Annotated in this window: 15 protein-coding genes; 7 read left to right on the top strand and 8 right to left on the bottom strand. The window is 41.5% G+C overall.

The window, feature by feature from the left end; genetic code table 11:
• Positions 1-2 precede the first annotated feature (2 nt).
• Positions 3-2,186, bottom strand: coding sequence for a DNA helicase II (gene uvrD / locus AAEY99_RS08615; RefSeq protein ID WP_011638834.1), 2,184 nt, complete (start codon positions 2,184-2,186; stop codon positions 3-5).
• 431 nt (positions 2,187-2,617) lie between these two features.
• On the opposite strand from uvrD, the gene AAEY99_RS08620 reads away from it, so the two are divergent.
• Complete coding sequence (locus tag AAEY99_RS08620; protein WP_351010077.1) at positions 2,618-3,496, top strand: LysR family transcriptional regulator; 879 nt, start codon at positions 2,618-2,620, stop codon at positions 3,494-3,496.
• A gap of 197 nt (positions 3,497-3,693) precedes the next feature.
• On the opposite strand, the gene AAEY99_RS08625 is transcribed toward AAEY99_RS08620, so the two are convergent.
• The 3 genes from AAEY99_RS08625 to AAEY99_RS08635 form a co-directional block, all read right to left on the bottom strand.
• A complete protein-coding gene (locus tag AAEY99_RS08625) occupies positions 3,694-4,632 on the bottom strand; it encodes an SPFH domain-containing protein (protein WP_101085167.1) in 939 nt (312 codons plus the stop codon).
• A complete protein-coding gene (locus AAEY99_RS08630) occupies positions 4,632-5,561 on the bottom strand; it encodes an SPFH domain-containing protein (RefSeq protein ID WP_101085166.1) in 930 nt (309 codons plus the stop codon). Before AAEY99_RS08630 ends, AAEY99_RS08625 begins: the two co-directional genes overlap by 1 nt.
• Before the next feature lie 232 nt (positions 5,562-5,793).
• Entirely contained in the window at positions 5,794-6,255 is a 462-nt protein-coding gene (locus tag AAEY99_RS08635) for an NfeD family protein (protein ID WP_351010080.1), read from the bottom strand.
• A 509-nt stretch (positions 6,256-6,764) separates the two neighbouring features.
• Here AAEY99_RS08635 and AAEY99_RS08640 point away from each other — a divergent pair.
• Complete coding sequence (locus AAEY99_RS08640) at positions 6,765-7,517, top strand: outer membrane protein OmpK (RefSeq protein ID WP_351010082.1); 753 nt, start codon at positions 6,765-6,767, stop codon at positions 7,515-7,517.
• A 186-nt stretch (positions 7,518-7,703) separates the two neighbouring features.
• On the opposite strand, the gene udp is transcribed toward AAEY99_RS08640, so the two are convergent.
• Positions 7,704-8,462, bottom strand: coding sequence for a uridine phosphorylase (udp, locus tag AAEY99_RS08645; protein WP_011638840.1), 759 nt, complete (start codon positions 8,460-8,462; stop codon positions 7,704-7,706).
• Positions 8,463-8,901: 439 nt separating this feature from the next.
• On the opposite strand from udp, the gene AAEY99_RS08650 reads away from it, so the two are divergent.
• On the top strand, positions 8,902-9,123 hold the full coding sequence (locus AAEY99_RS08650; protein ID WP_351010085.1) for an HP1242/YdcH family protein: 222 nt from the start codon (positions 8,902-8,904) through the stop codon (positions 9,121-9,123).
• A 62-nt stretch (positions 9,124-9,185) separates the two neighbouring features.
• Here AAEY99_RS08650 and AAEY99_RS08655 read toward each other — a convergent pair whose 3' ends face one another.
• Entirely contained in the window at positions 9,186-10,361 is a 1,176-nt protein-coding gene (locus tag AAEY99_RS08655) for a type III PLP-dependent enzyme (protein WP_011638842.1), read from the bottom strand.
• 358 nt (positions 10,362-10,719) lie between these two features.
• On the opposite strand from AAEY99_RS08655, the gene AAEY99_RS08660 reads away from it, so the two are divergent.
• Together AAEY99_RS08660 and rbsK are read left to right on the top strand one after the other, a co-directional pair.
• Positions 10,720-11,553: a mechanosensitive ion channel family protein gene (locus AAEY99_RS08660; RefSeq protein ID WP_351010088.1), complete on the top strand. Its 834-nt coding sequence runs from the start codon at positions 10,720-10,722 to the stop codon at positions 11,551-11,553.
• Positions 11,554-12,167: 614 nt separating this feature from the next.
• Positions 12,168-13,385 carry a ribokinase gene (rbsK, locus tag AAEY99_RS08665; protein WP_351010090.1) on the top strand — a complete coding sequence of 406 codons (1,218 nt, stop codon included), beginning with the start codon at positions 12,168-12,170 and terminating at the stop codon, positions 13,383-13,385.
• Positions 13,386-13,522: 137 nt separating this feature from the next.
• Here rbsK and AAEY99_RS08670 read toward each other — a convergent pair whose 3' ends face one another.
• Positions 13,523-14,497, bottom strand: a complete 975-nt coding sequence (locus AAEY99_RS08670; RefSeq protein WP_351010092.1) for a nucleoside hydrolase — start codon at positions 14,495-14,497, stop codon at positions 13,523-13,525.
• Between the two features lie 463 nt (positions 14,498-14,960).
• Between AAEY99_RS08670 and AAEY99_RS08675 the strand changes: the two genes are divergently transcribed.
• The gene (locus AAEY99_RS08675; protein ID WP_101085159.1) at positions 14,961-15,377 is read left to right on the top strand and encodes a hypothetical protein; all 417 of its coding nucleotides are present in this window, start codon (positions 14,961-14,963) and stop codon (positions 15,375-15,377) included.
• On the top strand, positions 15,374-15,568 hold the full coding sequence (locus AAEY99_RS08680; protein ID WP_162023905.1) for a helix-turn-helix transcriptional regulator: 195 nt from the start codon (positions 15,374-15,376) through the stop codon (positions 15,566-15,568). The genes AAEY99_RS08675 and AAEY99_RS08680 overlap by 4 nt, the downstream gene beginning before the upstream one ends.
• Positions 15,569-15,724: 156 nt before the next feature.
• Here the strand turns inward: AAEY99_RS08680 and nhaC are convergent, their stop codons facing one another.
• Positions 15,725-17,137 (bottom strand): Na+/H+ antiporter NhaC, encoded by a 1,413-nt coding sequence (gene nhaC / locus AAEY99_RS08685; protein ID WP_351010095.1) that lies wholly within the window; start codon positions 17,135-17,137, stop codon positions 15,725-15,727.
• Positions 17,138-17,164 lie beyond the last annotated feature (27 nt).

The following is a 17,164-nucleotide window of genomic DNA, read 5'->3' on the forward strand; positions in this document are numbered from 1 at the left end:
CGTTAACAACGCTCTAGTTTTGCTAACGACACCAACAGCCATTTACTGCCAAAATCGACAAACTCAACCTGCACACGTCCTTTTTCACCAGAACCTTCAAAGCTAGTCACGACCCCTTCACCAAACTTAAAGTGCTTCACTTTAGAACCCACTTTATGACCGGTGTCGTTAAAACCATGAGGTTTTTTAGTGGCAACCGTAGCCTTAGCAGGAAAACGCTGACTAACTGACGGCTTAACCTGAGCACGTATACGGATTTGCTCAACAAACTTTTCGGGAATTTCGTTAATAAACCGTGATGGGCTAGCATAATCTTCACGGCCATAAATACGACGAGACTCAGCATAACTGATGTACAGTTTTTGCATAGCACGGGTCATACCGACATAACACAAACGGCGCTCTTCATCTAAACGATCGCCTTCATCCAGTGCCATCTTGCTCGGGAATAATCCTTCTTCAACGCCCGCCATAAACACCATTGGGAACTCAAGCCCTTTGGCTGAATGCAATGTCATCAACTGCACGGCATCGGTAAAGGCATCAGCCTGACCTTCGCCAGCTTCTAATGCTGCATGAGACAAAAAGGCATTAAGTTCGCCCATGTCTTCAAGCTCTTCAGGCATTTCAAAACTGCGCGCAGCAGTAACCAACTCGTTTAAGTTTTCAATTCGAGCTTGGGCTTTCTCGCCTTTTTCGGCCTCGTACATGGTACGCAAGCCTGAACGGTCAATCACATCATCAGCCATCCGGTACAGCAACATATCTGCCGTATCCGTTCGCATCGCAATAATCAGTTCCATAAAGCCATTGATGGCATTAGCCGCACGCCCGGCAAGGACTTTCTCTTCGATTAAACTCACGCAAGCTTGCCACAGCGTCAGTTCATGCTGTCTAGCGGTTGAGCGGATGATATCCAAAGTACGATCGCCGATACCACGAGCTGGCGTATTCACCACACGCTCGAATGCCGCATCATCATTTTGGTTATTAATCAGACGCATATAGCCCATAGCATCTTTAATTTCTTGTCGCTCGAAGAAGCGCAGACCACCGTAAATACGATACGCTAACCCTTTGTGTAAAAAGGCTTCTTCTAATACTCGCGATTGCGCATTTGAACGATATAAAATGGCGCACTCGCTCAAACTGCCGCCCTTTTCATGCCAGTCGCTAATGCGTCCAACAATAAATTTGGCTTCATCCATTTCATTAAAGGCGCAATAGACCGAAATGGGCTCGCCATCTTTATCTTCGGTCCATAACTCTTTGCCCAAACGATCTGGGTTATTGGCAATCACAGCGTTAGAGGCATTCAAAATATTCGCTGTTGAACGATAATTTTGTTCTAAACGAATGGTTGTTGCACCTGAGAAGTCTTTTAAGAAACGATGTAAGTTTTCAATTTGCGCACCACGCCAACCGTAAATAGATTGATCGTCATCACCGACAATCATCACATTGGCTGTGTTACCGGCTAACACACGGATCCACGCATATTGAATCGCGTTGGTATCTTGAAACTCATCGACTAAAATATGACGGAAGCGTTCTTGGTAATGTGCCAGTAAATGCGGTTTATTGAGCCATAATTCATGAGCTCGTAGTAAGATTTCGGCAAAGTCGACCAAACCTGCGCGATCGCAAGACTCTTGGTAAACCTTATAAATATTCAGTAAATTTTGTTCAATCGGAAAACCGCCCGCATCGATATGCTTAGGACGTAATCCTTGGTCTTTTTTGCCGTTAATATAGCCTTGGGCCTGACGAGGAGGATATTGCTTCTCGTCTAAATTAAGGCTTTTAAGAATGCGTTTCAGTAAACGTAACTGATCGTCAGAATCGATAATCTGGAAACTTTGCGGTAAATTGGCATCTTGATAATGGGTTCGCAATAACCGATGCGCTAAACCATGGAAGGTACCGATCCACATCCGCCCCATGTTAGTGCCCACGACCTTTTCCACCCGTTCACGCATTTCTGCCGCGGCTTTGTTGGTAAAGGTGACTGCCAAAATAGAATATGGACTTTGTTGTTCAACTTGCATTAACCACGCAATACGATGGGTTAATACACGGGTTTTACCACTGCCGGCACCCGCTAACACCAACATATTTGAAAGTGGCGCGCCGACTGCCTCACGCTGTTTATCGTTTAGGCCGTCTAATAATGATGATACGTCCATTTTTCCTCCCAGAAATCTGCGAGGCATTATATCTTAAATAGCGAGATAATGGCGTGCAATACTTCAGCTATTTTATGCCCACTATCACCTTAGGTAGCAGAGTGAACCTTTAGACGACATTAATATCAAAGTCACTAAAATCACTCACTTGTGATGTTCTAACCGCGAAAATCACACCTAAATTGACAAAGCTGTAAGCGAAAATTACTATATAAAATAAACAATTAATTAATGTTAGCGTTAAGTAATTGGCCTAATAGGCTATTAAACACTCACATTCATGACTAAAGAAACTAGATTAAGTTTGCTTTTTATGGCGAGTAAATCTGGTGACATGTCGGTTTATGATCGATATGTTCAATGCCATTAATACTAAAAAGTCCATTAAAATGGATTTATTGTCCACAGTTTCAGCTGTATAGGTTGCCATATTGAATATCAAAGATTTAGAGCTATTCATTGCTGTAGCAAAGTTAGGCAGTTTTTCAAAAGCGGCAAAATCTTTTGATACTCGCAGAGCATTAGTCAGTCGCCGGATTGGAGAAATAGAAAAACAGCTCGGGGCTCCGTTATTTACCCGCACAACAAGAGTCATGGCCTTAACCTCTGCAGGTCGACAATATCTTGCTCAAATCGAACCTTTAGTGAATCAATTAAATCATGCCGGATATGTGTTTAAACATCGTCATGATGAAGTACAAGGTAATTTACGCATTGGTTTATTGCCTTTCGTCGACAAGTTGATGGATGAATATATCGCTCACTTCATTCATGCGTATCCGCAAGTCCAATTAGAGGTGTTAATTGTGTCTGGTGGCAGTAAAGAGCTCAATCGTTTAGGGCTCGACTTGATTATTGATGTCGGTCAAGTAAACGGTGCAAATATTGCTGTACATAAGTTGACGACTTTTGAGCGTAAAATTTATGCTAGCCCAAGTTATTTAGAAAAATCATCACTGATCGAAAATACCGATGACTTACAATACCATTCATTACTAGGCTTTAGAGATGCACATGGGCAACTAGAGCAGACTTGGCATTTTCAGCATGCAAATGTACCAACTCATTATAAAGTTATCTGCAGCGACTTTAACTCGTTATATCACTTATGTTTAGCCGGGGCGGGTATCGCTTTATTACCTCATGTTATTGCTCACGAGGCAGTAAATCAGGGACGATTAATTAATATTCTACCGCAACACAGCATTGGCTTTGCCGATATCAGCTTGGCCTATTCGACCAAAAGTCTTCAATCGCCTGTGGCAAAAGCCTTTTGCGAACATTTACTTCGAGAGATGGTTCCCAGTTAAAGCGGTAAAAGCGGTAAAAGCGGTAAAAGCGGTAAAAGCGGTAAAAGCGGTAAAAGCATAATTAAAACAGACTGCAGCGGTAAAGGTATAATTTAAATAGACTGCGGCGGTAAAAACAATAAAAAAGGTTAGCGAAATCGCTAACCTTTTTTATGTAATGTTCGTCACGCGGTGGCGTGACATAGCAGTATTAACGATTATTTTTTATCGTCTTTTAAGCCAATACTTTGCATCCAGTATTCAAAATTAACTAGATTACCCGGTAACACAATACGGCTATCAGGTTTGCTTAAACCATCTAGCTGCTTCATATACTGTTCACCAAGTTGCATACGCAATGCACTTTGTCCGCCTTCAGATGAAATAACCACCGCTAATCGTTCTATCGACTCAGCAGTTGCTTTCGCTAAAGTGAGAATTTCTTGCGCTTTACCTTCGGCCTCATTAATGCGGCGTTGCATCTCACCTTCAGAACGGTTAATGGTTTCTGCCATTACACCTTCTGAACGATTAATCTTACTTTGCTTGTCACCTTCACTTTTAGCTAATAATGCCCGACGTTCACGCTCGGCATTCACCTGCATTTCCATGGCGTTTTTAACTGTTTCTGGTGGGGTGATATTTTTAATCTCATAACGATGCACTCGAATGCCCCACATAGAGCCAGCTTCGTCGAGAACTTCAACCACTTTGGCTGATATCACATCACGCTCTTCAAAAGTACGATCTAAATCTAAGGTACCAATCACAGAACGCGTAGTTGTTTGAGCAAGTTGAATGGCGGCATAACGGTAGTCGGTAATACCATAACTGGCTTTAACGGGATCGGTAACCGAAATATAAATCACTCCATCCACTTCAACATTAACTTCATCACTGGAGAAACATTCTTGTGGCGGTACATCAATCGTTTCTTCCTTTAAGTCGTGGATATAAGCCACTTTATCGACGAAAGGGATCAGTGCATGGAAGCCTGCATCTAAGGTATTGTGATATTTACCTAAACGTTCAACAATATAAGCCGACTTGGTCGGTACAAGACAGATAGACTGGAATAGTTTTAGCACAAAAATAGCAAAAATTACGCCCCAGATAGCCATCACAATAAAATCAGTATCAATTCCGTTAATCAACATTAGCGAGCTCCTTTTGCTGATGAGTTTGATACGGCATGAGTTACTTGCTCCATACCTTCAAAAAAGCCTTCTAGCTTGGCCATTTCAGCAGGCACAACAGAGACTTGAGCTTCAGATAAAATCTTGCCCACTTGACCAATAAACTGCTCTTTAAGCAACATGTTCATTGCGTCATTGCCGCCATTTACCGTTAAGGCCTTGCAGATCATTTCCATGCCTTCTGCTTTTGCAGTGGCAATAATAGAAATTTCTTGCCCTGTACCTAAAGCCTCATTAATGCGCTTTTGTTTTTGACCTTCGGACAAATTAATCGCCTCTTGACGTTCACCTTGCGACATATTGATCATTGCTGCTTTTTCAGCATTGGCCAAAGTGATCTCGGCACGCTTGCGACGCTCTGCTTCCATTTGTTTTTCAAGGGTGTGAATAACTTTCATTGAAGGGGAGATATTTTTAATCTCGTAACGTAATACTTTGATCCCCCAAGGATCAGAAGCCTTATCAATTTCGCGCACAATGGATTCATTCAAACTGTCACGTTCAGAAAACGTTTGCGACAAGGTCAGCTTACCTATTTCTGAACGCATGGTTGTTTGCGCTAAGTTAACCGCTGCACGGCGATAGTTTTCAATACCATAGCTGGCCAGCTTGCCGTCCATCACTTTAAGGTAGACTAAACCGTCAACTTCCAACTGGGTGTTGTCTTTTGAAATACAACTCTGCGGCGGCACATCTAATACTTCTTCACGAGTGTCGTGGCGATAAGCAACCCGATCGACAAAAGGAACAAGAAAATGAAACCCTGGCTCGAGCACGGTACGAAACTTACCCAAACGCTCAATAACATGCACTTCACGCATTGGCACAATTAACATGAGTTTGAACAAAATGAACATTACAAATAAAAAAACGATTGTTAACACAAACATATCTACTCCCTTTTAATCTGACTTTCCTAGATAACACTTAACGGCAATCACAACACGACGATTTCGAAACAATACTTAATTTACGAAACAATATTCATGACACTAAATTTACGAAACAATAATGACAAAACAATATTCATATCACAATAATCTGAATTTTTTACAGTTAAGTACTCAATAACCTCAACTCCCGGTAACAACTCGCAGCAACAAAAGGTTATCAACTAAATCGCTATACAGAATCGATGATAGGTTCAACAACAAAAGCAATATTATCCCGACAAATGATCCTGACTTTGGTACCTTTTTTTATCACGGTACCATCACCTAAAGCAGTCCAATCAGTACCCAAACAGCTAATTCGACCGGTCTTTTGACCAGGGCCGATGGCTTGCTTAACGATAGCGACTTGATTATAAAGATCCGCCTCTTCATCGGTATTATCGACATGTGAATCGCCGCCCACTAAACGCTGGGTCACATGACGAAAACTCAGTAATAACACCATTGAAGCCATAAACCATAATGTCAGACTTTGTACCAAGCCATCGATAATGCCAACAGCTTGTGCTGCTGCGACGATAACGCAAGCCGCACCTAATAAAATAACGATACCACCCGGAATGATAATCTCCGAGATCATCAATAACAGCCCAAGCACTAGCCAGACTGCGATCGGATTTGAAAGCTCCATATTCTCCCCCATAAATGAGAATGTCCGTAAATTCACTATAACAGCTTTATTTATTAATGCGACATATTATGTCAAAGCGTTGTTGCGAACAGTAAACGGGACAAACGATTCATCAACTTACCATTACCACACGAATACGTATCGCTAGTAATGAGTAACTGTAATAATAAGTCCCCCTATAAAAATCAGTATTACTGCAAAGTGACATTTTATTTGTCACCATGGTGGTATTCGTTTTAAGTAAGATAACAGCGCCAATCAAACACCTTTATGCGTTACATCGCATTGACAGTGCTAATACCTGTCATAAGATTATATTGATGATGAAAACAATGAAATCTGTACATTCTGGTCGGTTTTAATTGTGCTCTTTCAAAATATTGAATATATTGCGCCCCATTGTGCACGATTGGGAATAATAGGTCACAAATTTAACCTCGATCGCTATAAAACTTACCTTTAAACTGTCAAAATTGACGTCTCTGATCATTTTACTAACCGGAAGAAAAATGAAAAAAATCTACCTTTTAGCCACATTAGTACTCTCACAAAATGTTTTTGCTGACGACTTAGTTCAATGGTGGGATGTTAGCGCTACTGTCTTGCATGGCGAAAACTATGACTTAGCGCCATCAGAAAGACAAACAACCATTACCCTAGAAACAGCCGGTGCTTGGAAGTATGGCGATTGGTTTGCATTCCAAGATTTTATTAATTTTAATGGTAATAATAACGGTGTTAATAGTTCGACTTATGGCGAAATATCTCCGCGCTTCAGTGCTAGCAAAATATTGGGTCAGCCAGTGAGCTTTGGTGCGATAAAAGATGTCTCTTTAGCATTAACTTACGAAGAAGGTGAAGGTCCAGTTCACAGCATGCTTTATGGTATTGGTGTAGACCTTGACGTGCCATTTTTTAGCTATTTACAACTGAACACTTACCGCCGAGATGCAATAAGCAGCGGTAATATCAGTGATGGTTGGCAGTTTACGCCGGTATTTAGAATCGACATGCCAGTGGGCAATGCCAACATTATTATAGATGGCTTCATTGATTGGGTATTTTCTGCCGACAACAACGGCTACGACGAAAACCTGCACATCAACCCACAAATAAAGTATGACTTAGGTAAAACACTGTTCGGTGATCACAAGCAAAACAAACTGTTGGTAGGTTTTGAATATGATTACTGGCAAAGCAAATACGGTGTTGCGGGTATCGACCAAAATACCTACTCAATTATTGCGCAATATCATTTCTAATTGATGCCGCTATTGATATAAATTAGATAACAAAAAAGGTGCCTAGGCACCTTTTTTAATGATTACATTTCAACACTCATTGATTTGAGGCAATTTGTTTTGCGTAATCCGTTTTAACGCCATCAGCCTTAACACAATCTGTTTTTACACAATATCTTGTTATAACGTGATGATTAAAACATTAGCTTAAGCTAATAATTTTTTCGCTGCTGCTACAACAATAGACACGGCACTTACTTCAGTCTTCTTCATTGTCGCTTCGTCAGGGATCTCTTGCTGTGTGCGGTTTACAATAACACCGGCAACACATGCTGCACGCCAACCTTGAGTTGCACACATTGTAAATAGCGTAGCTGATTCCATTTCATAGTTCAGCACACCCATTGACTGCCACTCTTTCATAGAGCCAACATAACGCTGCGTAATGCGACCAGAAACAGTATCGTAACGCTCTTGACCTGGATAGAAAGTATCAGAAGAAGCAGTAATACCAATGTGCGGCTCTAGACCAGCGTCACGACATGCTGCAACCATAGCAGTTGTACATTCAAAGTCTGCTGCTGCTGGGAACTCAAGCGGTGCAAAGTGTAAGCTTGCGCCATCTAAACGCACAGAAGCTTGAGTCACAATCACATCACCCACGTTTACGTGCGGCTGAATTGCGCCAGTTGTACCTACGCGTAAGAAAGTTCTCACACCTAATTGTGCTAATTCTTCAACCGCAATAGAAGTTGATGGTCCACCGATACCGGTTGAACACACAACCACGGCTTTGCCATCGATATAAGCTAAGTAGCTTGTGTATTCACGATGGCTCGCTAAGAACGTTGCGTTGTCCATTAACTCAGCAATACGCTTAACACGTTCTGGATCACCAGGAACGATTGCTAAGGTAGCGCCATCTAACATTTTTTTAGTTAATCCTAAGTGAAATACATCGGACATTGTGAAAACCCCTTTCAGTTTTGAATATTAAATTCTTATAACCCAGACTTTAACCTAGTCTTTAGGGGGATAAGGTTAACTTGATCACATATAAATTCATAATAGTTAATATTCATTCGTTAAATTATTACTAATATATGTCCAAATCCCACCAAATACACCCGTTTCAGCATAGTTGAAGGTCGATAGAAACAACAAATATCTTATCTCGCTTAACAATCATTAACGTGATTTACATCAAGTTAACCTCGCTAAAATGGTTTTAGGCTGAAAGTAAGCATAACCACTGAGCATAAAGTTAATCAATATTAGATTCAACACATCTCATTTCCAAATTGTGTTGCTGCTAAAGCAAGCATCATGGTTATTGGCATAACATCTGATGAATACAAATTGAAATGAGCCCGAAATCCGCTGACTCAGCTTAAAGGAGTAACTTATGTTTCCAGAGTACCGAGACTTAATCTCTAAACTTAAAGTCACAGATAAGCACTTTATCAAAAAGTTTAATGACCACAATCAACTCGATGAGCAAATTACCGCACTAGAAAAGCACAGTAGTAGTGATGCAACAGCTGAATTAAAACTAATTAAAAGCACGAGATTACACCTTAAAAAACAAATATTAGATATTTTAAAAAATCATCAACAAGAGGTTTAGGCGCACATAAAAATAAAGGACGCTAGTGCGTCCTTTAGGATGTCGTCAAACTACACCATTAATTAAAGATAATAATCTTTAAGTGGTGGGAAGCCGTTAAAACATACTGCTGAATAGGTCGTAGTGTAAGCACCAGCGGTTAACCAGTACATACGGTCACCAATGGCTAAGTCAACCGGTAAACCATAGCTATAGTGCTCATACATAATATCGGCACTGTCACAGGTTGGGCCGGCAATAACGCACTTATCTAACTCGCCTTTACGCTCAGTATAGATTGGGAATTTAATCGCTTCGTCCATGGTTTCAATTAAACCAGAGAACTTACCCACATCTGTAAATACCCAGCGCTCTAATGCAGTGTTTGATTTACGCGAAATCAATACCACTTCAGATACCAATACACCAGCATTTGAAAGCAATGAACGGCCAGGCTCTAGAATAATCTCGGGTAATTCGTCACCAAAATCTTCTTCTAGGAAATGCTTAATCTGCTGAGCATAAACACCTAGCTCATTCGTTTTATCCATATAGTTGGCAGGAAAACCACCCCCTAAATTGATCATCTTTAACACAATGCCATGTTCTTCTTTTAAACGGTCGTAAATGCTTTTCACTTTACCGATAGCAGAATCCCACGCACCGATATCACGTTGTTGTGAACCAACGTGGAAAGAAATGCCATGCGGTTGTAAGCCTAACTCTTTTGCCAATACTAATAAGTCGTACGCCATTTCATTTTGGCAACCAAACTTACGTGATAAAGGCCAGTCGGCTGTGTGTGTACCTTCAGTTAAAATACGCAAGTACACTTTTGAACCAGGAGCTTCTTCCGCAATCATGCGTAAATCGGCTTCAGAATCTGAAGCAAACATACGTACGCCTTGTTCAAAGAATGATCGTACATCAACGCGTTTCTTAATGGTGTTACCGTAGCTAATACGATCAGCAGAAACACCTATCGACGTGACCATTTCAAGTTCATAAATGGACGCGATATCAAAGTTTGAACCTTTGTCTCGTAACAAGGTTAAAATTTCTTTGGCCGGATTTGCCTTAACCGCATAATAGATATTAGCGAAAGGAAAATTATTAACCATATCATCATATTGTTTCGCAACGATTTGGGTGTCAATAACTACAAATGGCGTTGGCTTATCTTTAGCAAATGCCTCTATGCGGTCAAACGTGTCCTTGTCATAATAATCTGCAACATCAATCGATTGAAATTGGCTCATTAGGCCAGTGCCTCCTGTAAGTAGGGCGATAAAAGTGTCATTACGAATCTGTAAAAACATGCGCAGTAAACGATATTTTCAATCAATACGCAACGAATTTTTATGCAAAAAGTATACTTTTTTATTCTTCGAGAAATATCAATAACACGCAACGCCTTACTAGCTTAATACACTGCGTTATTGATTAGTTTCTGCGTCTAGAAAGTATAGACATTTGTCAGAAAAATACCCATAAAGTCGTTGGAAATATTTTCGCCGTGATGGCATTTAACACTCATCACAGACTTACACCTTAGAGTAAAAAGTTGTTATCATCCAATTTGATAACAACTTAACGTGCTTCAATAAGGAACATAGAATGAACGAACCCAGTTTAGATCAAGAGCTCCAACAACTGCAAAATGTCTATAGCGTCATCACTGAGTTTGTTGTTGAGTACAGCTTTCAAATTGCGGGTGCGATTATTATTTTCTTATTGGGGCTTTGGGTGGCAAACAAAGCCGCCAACGTTGTCGCCGCTCAACTGAAAAAACATAACATTGATATCACCCTCAGTAACTTTGCTTCCAACTTAGTTAAAATCATTATTATTGTGATGGTTGCTGTTATCTGTTTAGGCAAACTAGGGATTAGCGTAACGCCAATGGTGGCTGCTATTGGTGCTGCTTCACTCGGAGCAGGCTTGGCATTACAAGGAATGTTATCTAATTATGCTGCCGGCATTACCATTATTGTCACCCGCCCTTTTGTGGTTGGCAATACCATTGAAATTAAAGGTGTCAGCGGTGTGGTTGAAATCATTAAACTAGGCCAAACCATATTAACCAACGAAGAAGGCGAACAAATCAGTATTCCCAACAAGCACATTGTCGGTGAAATTTTACATAATTCATTCGCTTATAAATTGGTTGAAAACAAAATTAACATTGATTACCAAGCTGATGCGGGTCATGTTATCCAATTAATTAATGGCGTGCTTGCCGCTGCTCCGGCAATTTATCAAGACAAGAAACCATTAGTCGGCATCAATGGATTTAATACTGTGGGGATAGAAGTTGGTGTACGTTATTGGGTACCGACAACACGCTATTTCGAAGAGAAGTACCACACTAACCTAGCCATAATCAAAGCACTCAATCAAGCCAAAATTAAGATACCTTGCCCGGTAAAGGAAATACATTTACAGCACTAGTTTTAATAGCACTCGTATTCACAGTTCTGTATTCACAAGGCTGAAGGTTCTCTTCACCGCATAAAGTCTCACGATTGAAAGGGCTGCATATAAGGCTGAGTGGAAGCAGTTGCACTTTTTAGTCCATTCAATCTAACTGGCCCTAACAAACTCAATTGGGGCCAACAGACTATTGCCACCAATGGAGATTCCCGCGAGACTATATTGAATAAAGCAATTCATCACGTAGTCGTGGGCTGATCCGCAAAGAATGCAATGAGGATAGCAGTACAGACGCTACAAGCCATAATTAATAATCAATCACTTACGACAACAAAGTAAACTCGCTCACCATATATTTACTCTCAAAAACCACTGTGAATAGAATGAATAATATAATATATGCAGTAAACCCCGTCTTCCTTACTAAGTACATTTAATGAAACTCACTTCACTAAGCGCAATAAATTAAGCTGATTTGACTAAACTCATTTAAGCAGGCTCATTGAAATAAATGCGACCAAATCATTCTCCCCCCCAAACAACCAATAGCAAACGAACCAACTGGTTCACTTTGCATGTTAAGCTCTGGTCTTTATCACAATTTATTTTCTGCTGAAGCACTATATTCCATTATGAAAAAACTAAGTCGAAATGAAAGACTGGCTGTTATTCTCAAGTTACTCAGTATGCATAAAAAACTGTCTAACCAAAAAATATCCACATTACTGGCAGTAACCGCTAAAACGGTTCGTTGTGATCTCGTGCAGCTGGAAAAAGACGGTCTAGTAAAACGAATTCATGGCGGAGTCTGTCAGTCTGAAGGCGCGAATATCAAAAAGTATAGCTTGGACGCTATGTTGGCAGAATTACTCGACCGCAGCATACTGAATCACAGCAAAGAACTCGACTCAAACCAAGGTAGATTAATCAAAATGAAACATAATGTATTTGTACTTGGCTCATTCAATGTCGATATTGTGGCAAAATTAGCACGCTTTCCCCAACCGGGCGAAACCTTGCATTCAAGTAGCAGTAGTATTGGCGCTGGCGGCAAAGGGGCAAACCAAGCTTATGCTGCGGCTAAAAATGGTGCCCATATTACCTTTATGACTAAAATTGGTACTGATCAATTTAGTCAATTTGCGCGCCAACACCTCAACAGTACCGGCATAGACAACACGATTATTCTCGAGTCATCAACTAGCCCGACAGGTACCGCGATGATTTACGTTAGTGAACAAGCTGGCGAGAATATGATTGCGGTCAACGAAGGCGCAAACATGACGCTGACCGATGATGAAATACACTCAGCCAAACACCATATTGTTAGTGCACAATTATTTTTAACCCAGCTTGAAACCAATTTTGATGCTATCAAGCTCGCGATGAGCATTGCCAAAGACAATGGCGCAAAAGTGATCCTCAATCCGGCGCCGTATCATCAGAGAACTCTCGAGCTATTACCTTTGGTTGATATGATCACCCCTAATGAAACAGAAGCTTCGTTAATGACAGGAATCGAAGTAACCAATCTAGACAGTGCTAAGCAGGCCGCGATTGCAATACATGCCTTAGGCGTAACATCGGTAGTCATCACTCTCGGATCTGATGGGGTATTACTTTATGAAAATGATCAATTCACCCTGCTAGATGCACTAAAAAGCGCGGTTGTTGATACCACTGGTGCAGGCGATGCTTTTAATGGCGCTTTAGTCGCTGAGCTTGCTAGAGGCAGTACACTGCATCAGGCCGCTAAATATGCCAACGCTTATGCGTCACTCGCTGTTGAGCGCCTCGGCGCAGCAAATATGCCAGACGGCTCACTTGTCGCAGCAAGACTTAATGCTTAATAGCGAGTGCAGAGTTCTAATGTAAAGCACTAATGTAAAACACTAATGTAAAATACTAGAGTCGAACTCCCATGAAAAAGCGCAGTAATTACTGCGCTCATTTGCAAGCGGTATTAGTCCGCCAGATGCCGACAGTGCTATTTCAATCTTGCGGCATAATTGATAATACTGTCGCGATATAGCTCCAATAGTTCGGCATCTTTGACCGCGACTGCAACCTGTTGCGGCGCCTGATTCATCCATTCATCATGCGGGTAAACACGGTCATCAATCTTCTGAATGGTCATTCCTTCGGCAACACCATCGACAACGACTCGTATTGGCCCTTCTCTAAGTGTGAACAACTCTGGATTAATCACATAGGCAATTGCAGAGGGGTCATGCACATGGCAAGCTTCTAAGCCCACTTTTTCACTATAAAACCTCAAATAGAACCGGCTAACATCCCAAATAAATTGGCCAACGTCGCCTGCATTGTCACGCAATTGATCAAGATAATCACGAGTAAAAAAGCTTTGTTCAGTCACGTCTAAGCCAATCACAACCACAGGCCATGAGGCCGTCAACACTATATCAGCAGCATGAGGGTCATCGTGTACATTAGCTTCGGCAAAAGGGGTCACATTGCCACGATGACCGTTCTCACCAAAAGCGCCACCCATAATGACCACCTTGTTAACTAAGTCGACAATGCTTGGGTCAGCCTGAAGCGCTAGCGCAAGGTTAGTTAACGGACCGATGGCCACTAAAGTAATCTCACCAGGCTCCGCCTTTACAGCGTCAATGATGTATTGATACGCAGGCCGCGGATCAGCTTGACCTTCTACTTCGGCTGGGACATTCACATCTCCAAAGCCACCTTCACCGTGAACAACGACCGTTGGGCCAACAGGAGGACGTACGATAGGCTTACTCGCGCCAGTGACAATATCGGCCTGCAGCTGAAATTTTTGTTTAAGATAAAGCGCATTACGGGTCGCATTTTCAATGGTCACATTGCCATAAACCGTGGTGATGGCCTTAAGATCAATATCGGGATGTGCTTCGGCAAACAGAATAGCAAATACATCATCAATACCGGGATCTGTGTCTAATATTATTTTAGTTTTCATGGGGATCACTGTCCTACTTTATTAAGTGAATCGATACACTATAAGGTTTTACTGAATATCCTGCGATGATACTCACAGGCCCTTCAATCCATATCAACAAGATATTCGAAGATGATTAGCGACTGCGACAAACAAACTGTTACAGGGTCCTGAGGCTCATTAAATCCCTTGGCACTATACAAAAATAGTGCCGACAGAAGTGTGATTGTTCGTCAAACTTTAATCTGTAAGTGAACATAATGGTTCACTTACACGTGTGCAACTGGCTATAACAAGTTTGATATGAAATAGGCCGAATATTATATTTTGCCTTACATATCCCACCTTTTAACCCGAGTTGAGGTTAATTTACAACACCTCGAAAAAGTAAAGTTTACTTGACAAGCATTAATAGATTGCGATAACTTAAAGTCAAGCTTAGTTGACATAATGACAACTAAACACGACCAAGGGAATGTTGATAATGTCGCCACTAACACACAATCAAGACTGGAAAAATACCAACAAACATAATACAGCTCGTTTAGCAAAATGGACTTTAGCGTGGGTGATAAGTATGGCCGTCGCCAACTTTGGTCCACAATTTATTTGGCAACAAGATGTCATCACCATAATGGCCATTGGCATTAATTTCATGATGGGTATCGGGATGATTTTAGCCAATAGACGCCAACTACTTGGCTTAGATGAATTGCAGCAAAAAATTCAATTAAATGCGATGGGCCTCAGTCTGGGGGTGGGGCTAATTGTTGGCTTGAGCTACTCAAATTTAGACACAACAAACTTAATAGCTGGTCACGCGGAAATTTCTCACTTGGTGATCATTATGGGACTCACCTATTTAGTCGGTATTATTTTAGGCCATAGGAAGTACCAATGAAAAATCGCCTAAAAGTACTCAGGGCAGAGCAAGACCTGACACAAGCACAACTAGCAGACTTACTTAATGTTTCCAGGCAGACGATCAATGCGATCGAAACTGGTAAGTTTGATCCTAGTTTGCCATTAGCCTTTAAAGCGGCACGTTTATTCAAGCTACCTATTGAAAGTATCTTTGAAGACGAAGTGTAGCTAATAGTATTTATAATCAATGCTATAAATACTATGTTATAAAAACAATGCTATAAAAAATGTTAAACGCTATGGCGGTCGATTCAGCTCAAGCATTGGCTAAATTTACAGTCTTAACGCTAACAGTCCTATGGATTGATAAGAGATTAATATCCTTTACGCCAAAGCTGGTTTAGTTTTCGGCTTGAGAAGCCCAATACCAAAGGCGGCCATTGCCACTGCGATGATGGCATTAAGGTAGTTGAAAAAAGCATAGGGCGCGTAGTCAAGTACGTCTACCCCTAGAGTGGCGGTATAAAAGGCACCTGCTGTGGTCCACGGAATAAGGCCTGTAGTCATAGTGGCACCTTCTTCAACTGAGCGCGAAAGAATGGCGGCCTCTAAATTTTGTTGCTCATATTTGGGCTTAAACAGTTGGCAACTGAGAATAATCGAAATATAAGCCTCTCCCATAGCAATGTTACCTAAAAAACCGGACATAATCGTCGTCGCAATAAGGGTGGCGGTGCGCTGCACTCTTTTTATGATGCCGGCTAATAGTGCGGTGAGAAATCCCGCGCCGTGTAAAATGCCGCCTAGCGCGATAGCCATTAACGCCAGCAGCAAGGTCCAGCTCATACTGCTAATGCCGCCGCGACCAAGCAAAGCATCTAAACTGGCGATACCCGTTGATTCGGGCGTATTTTCCCACAGTGCATTAAGCACGGAGATAGCACTTTCTTGCTGATAAAAAATCGCGATTAGCACGGCGAGTATTATGCTGCATGACATCGTCACTTCTGCGGGCACTTTTCTAATGCTCAGTACCGCGAGTAAAATCAGTGGTAATAACGTAATCAGCGGCGTAAGGCTGTAATTGTTGGCAAGTGAGGTTTGAATTGAGGTAACTTCTGCCAAGTCTAGATTTTGCTCACCATAGTTAAATCCGATCGCTAAAAATATTAAAAAAGTGAGGATAAAAGTCGGCGTAGTAGTGAACAGCATGGCATAAATGTGTCGATAAAGATCGGTGCCAGCACTCATAGCAGCAAGGTTTGTGGTATCTGAAATCGGCGACATTTTATCACCGAAGGTTGCACCGCAGACAATCATACCGGCAACCAAAGGTAGGGGGATATTCATGGCAGAGCCGATACCAATAAAAACCACACCTAAAGTGCCGACGGTACCCCAAGATGTTCCAGTTGCTAGCGACATCAAGGCGCACAGTAATAAACCAACGGCCAAAAACAAACTCGGACTCAACCAGCTAAGGCCATAATAAATAAGTGTGGCGATGGTGCCACTGTGCATAAAACTAGCAATCACCATGCCGATCAATATAAATATATAGATGGCAGGCATGGCTCTGGTGAGGGCGTTAGTCATCAACTCACGTATCTGTATATAGCCGTAACCAAGACTAAAAGCGTTGAGTCCTACCCACAACAGGCACAGAAACATTAGTGTATGCAGGCTGATCCCTAGACCAAAAAGTCCACCCGCTATGGTGATGATAATCACGCTAAAACAGATAAGAGACTGCAAAAAACTAGGGCTACGGGGTAAGTTAGGAGTGATTACAGACATTGGCACACATTATGGTAACAATTGGGA

This window comes from Shewanella sp. S1-58-MNA-CIBAN-0166 (assembly GCF_040310085.1).
Classification (GTDB): Bacteria; Pseudomonadota; Gammaproteobacteria; order Enterobacterales; family Shewanellaceae; genus Shewanella.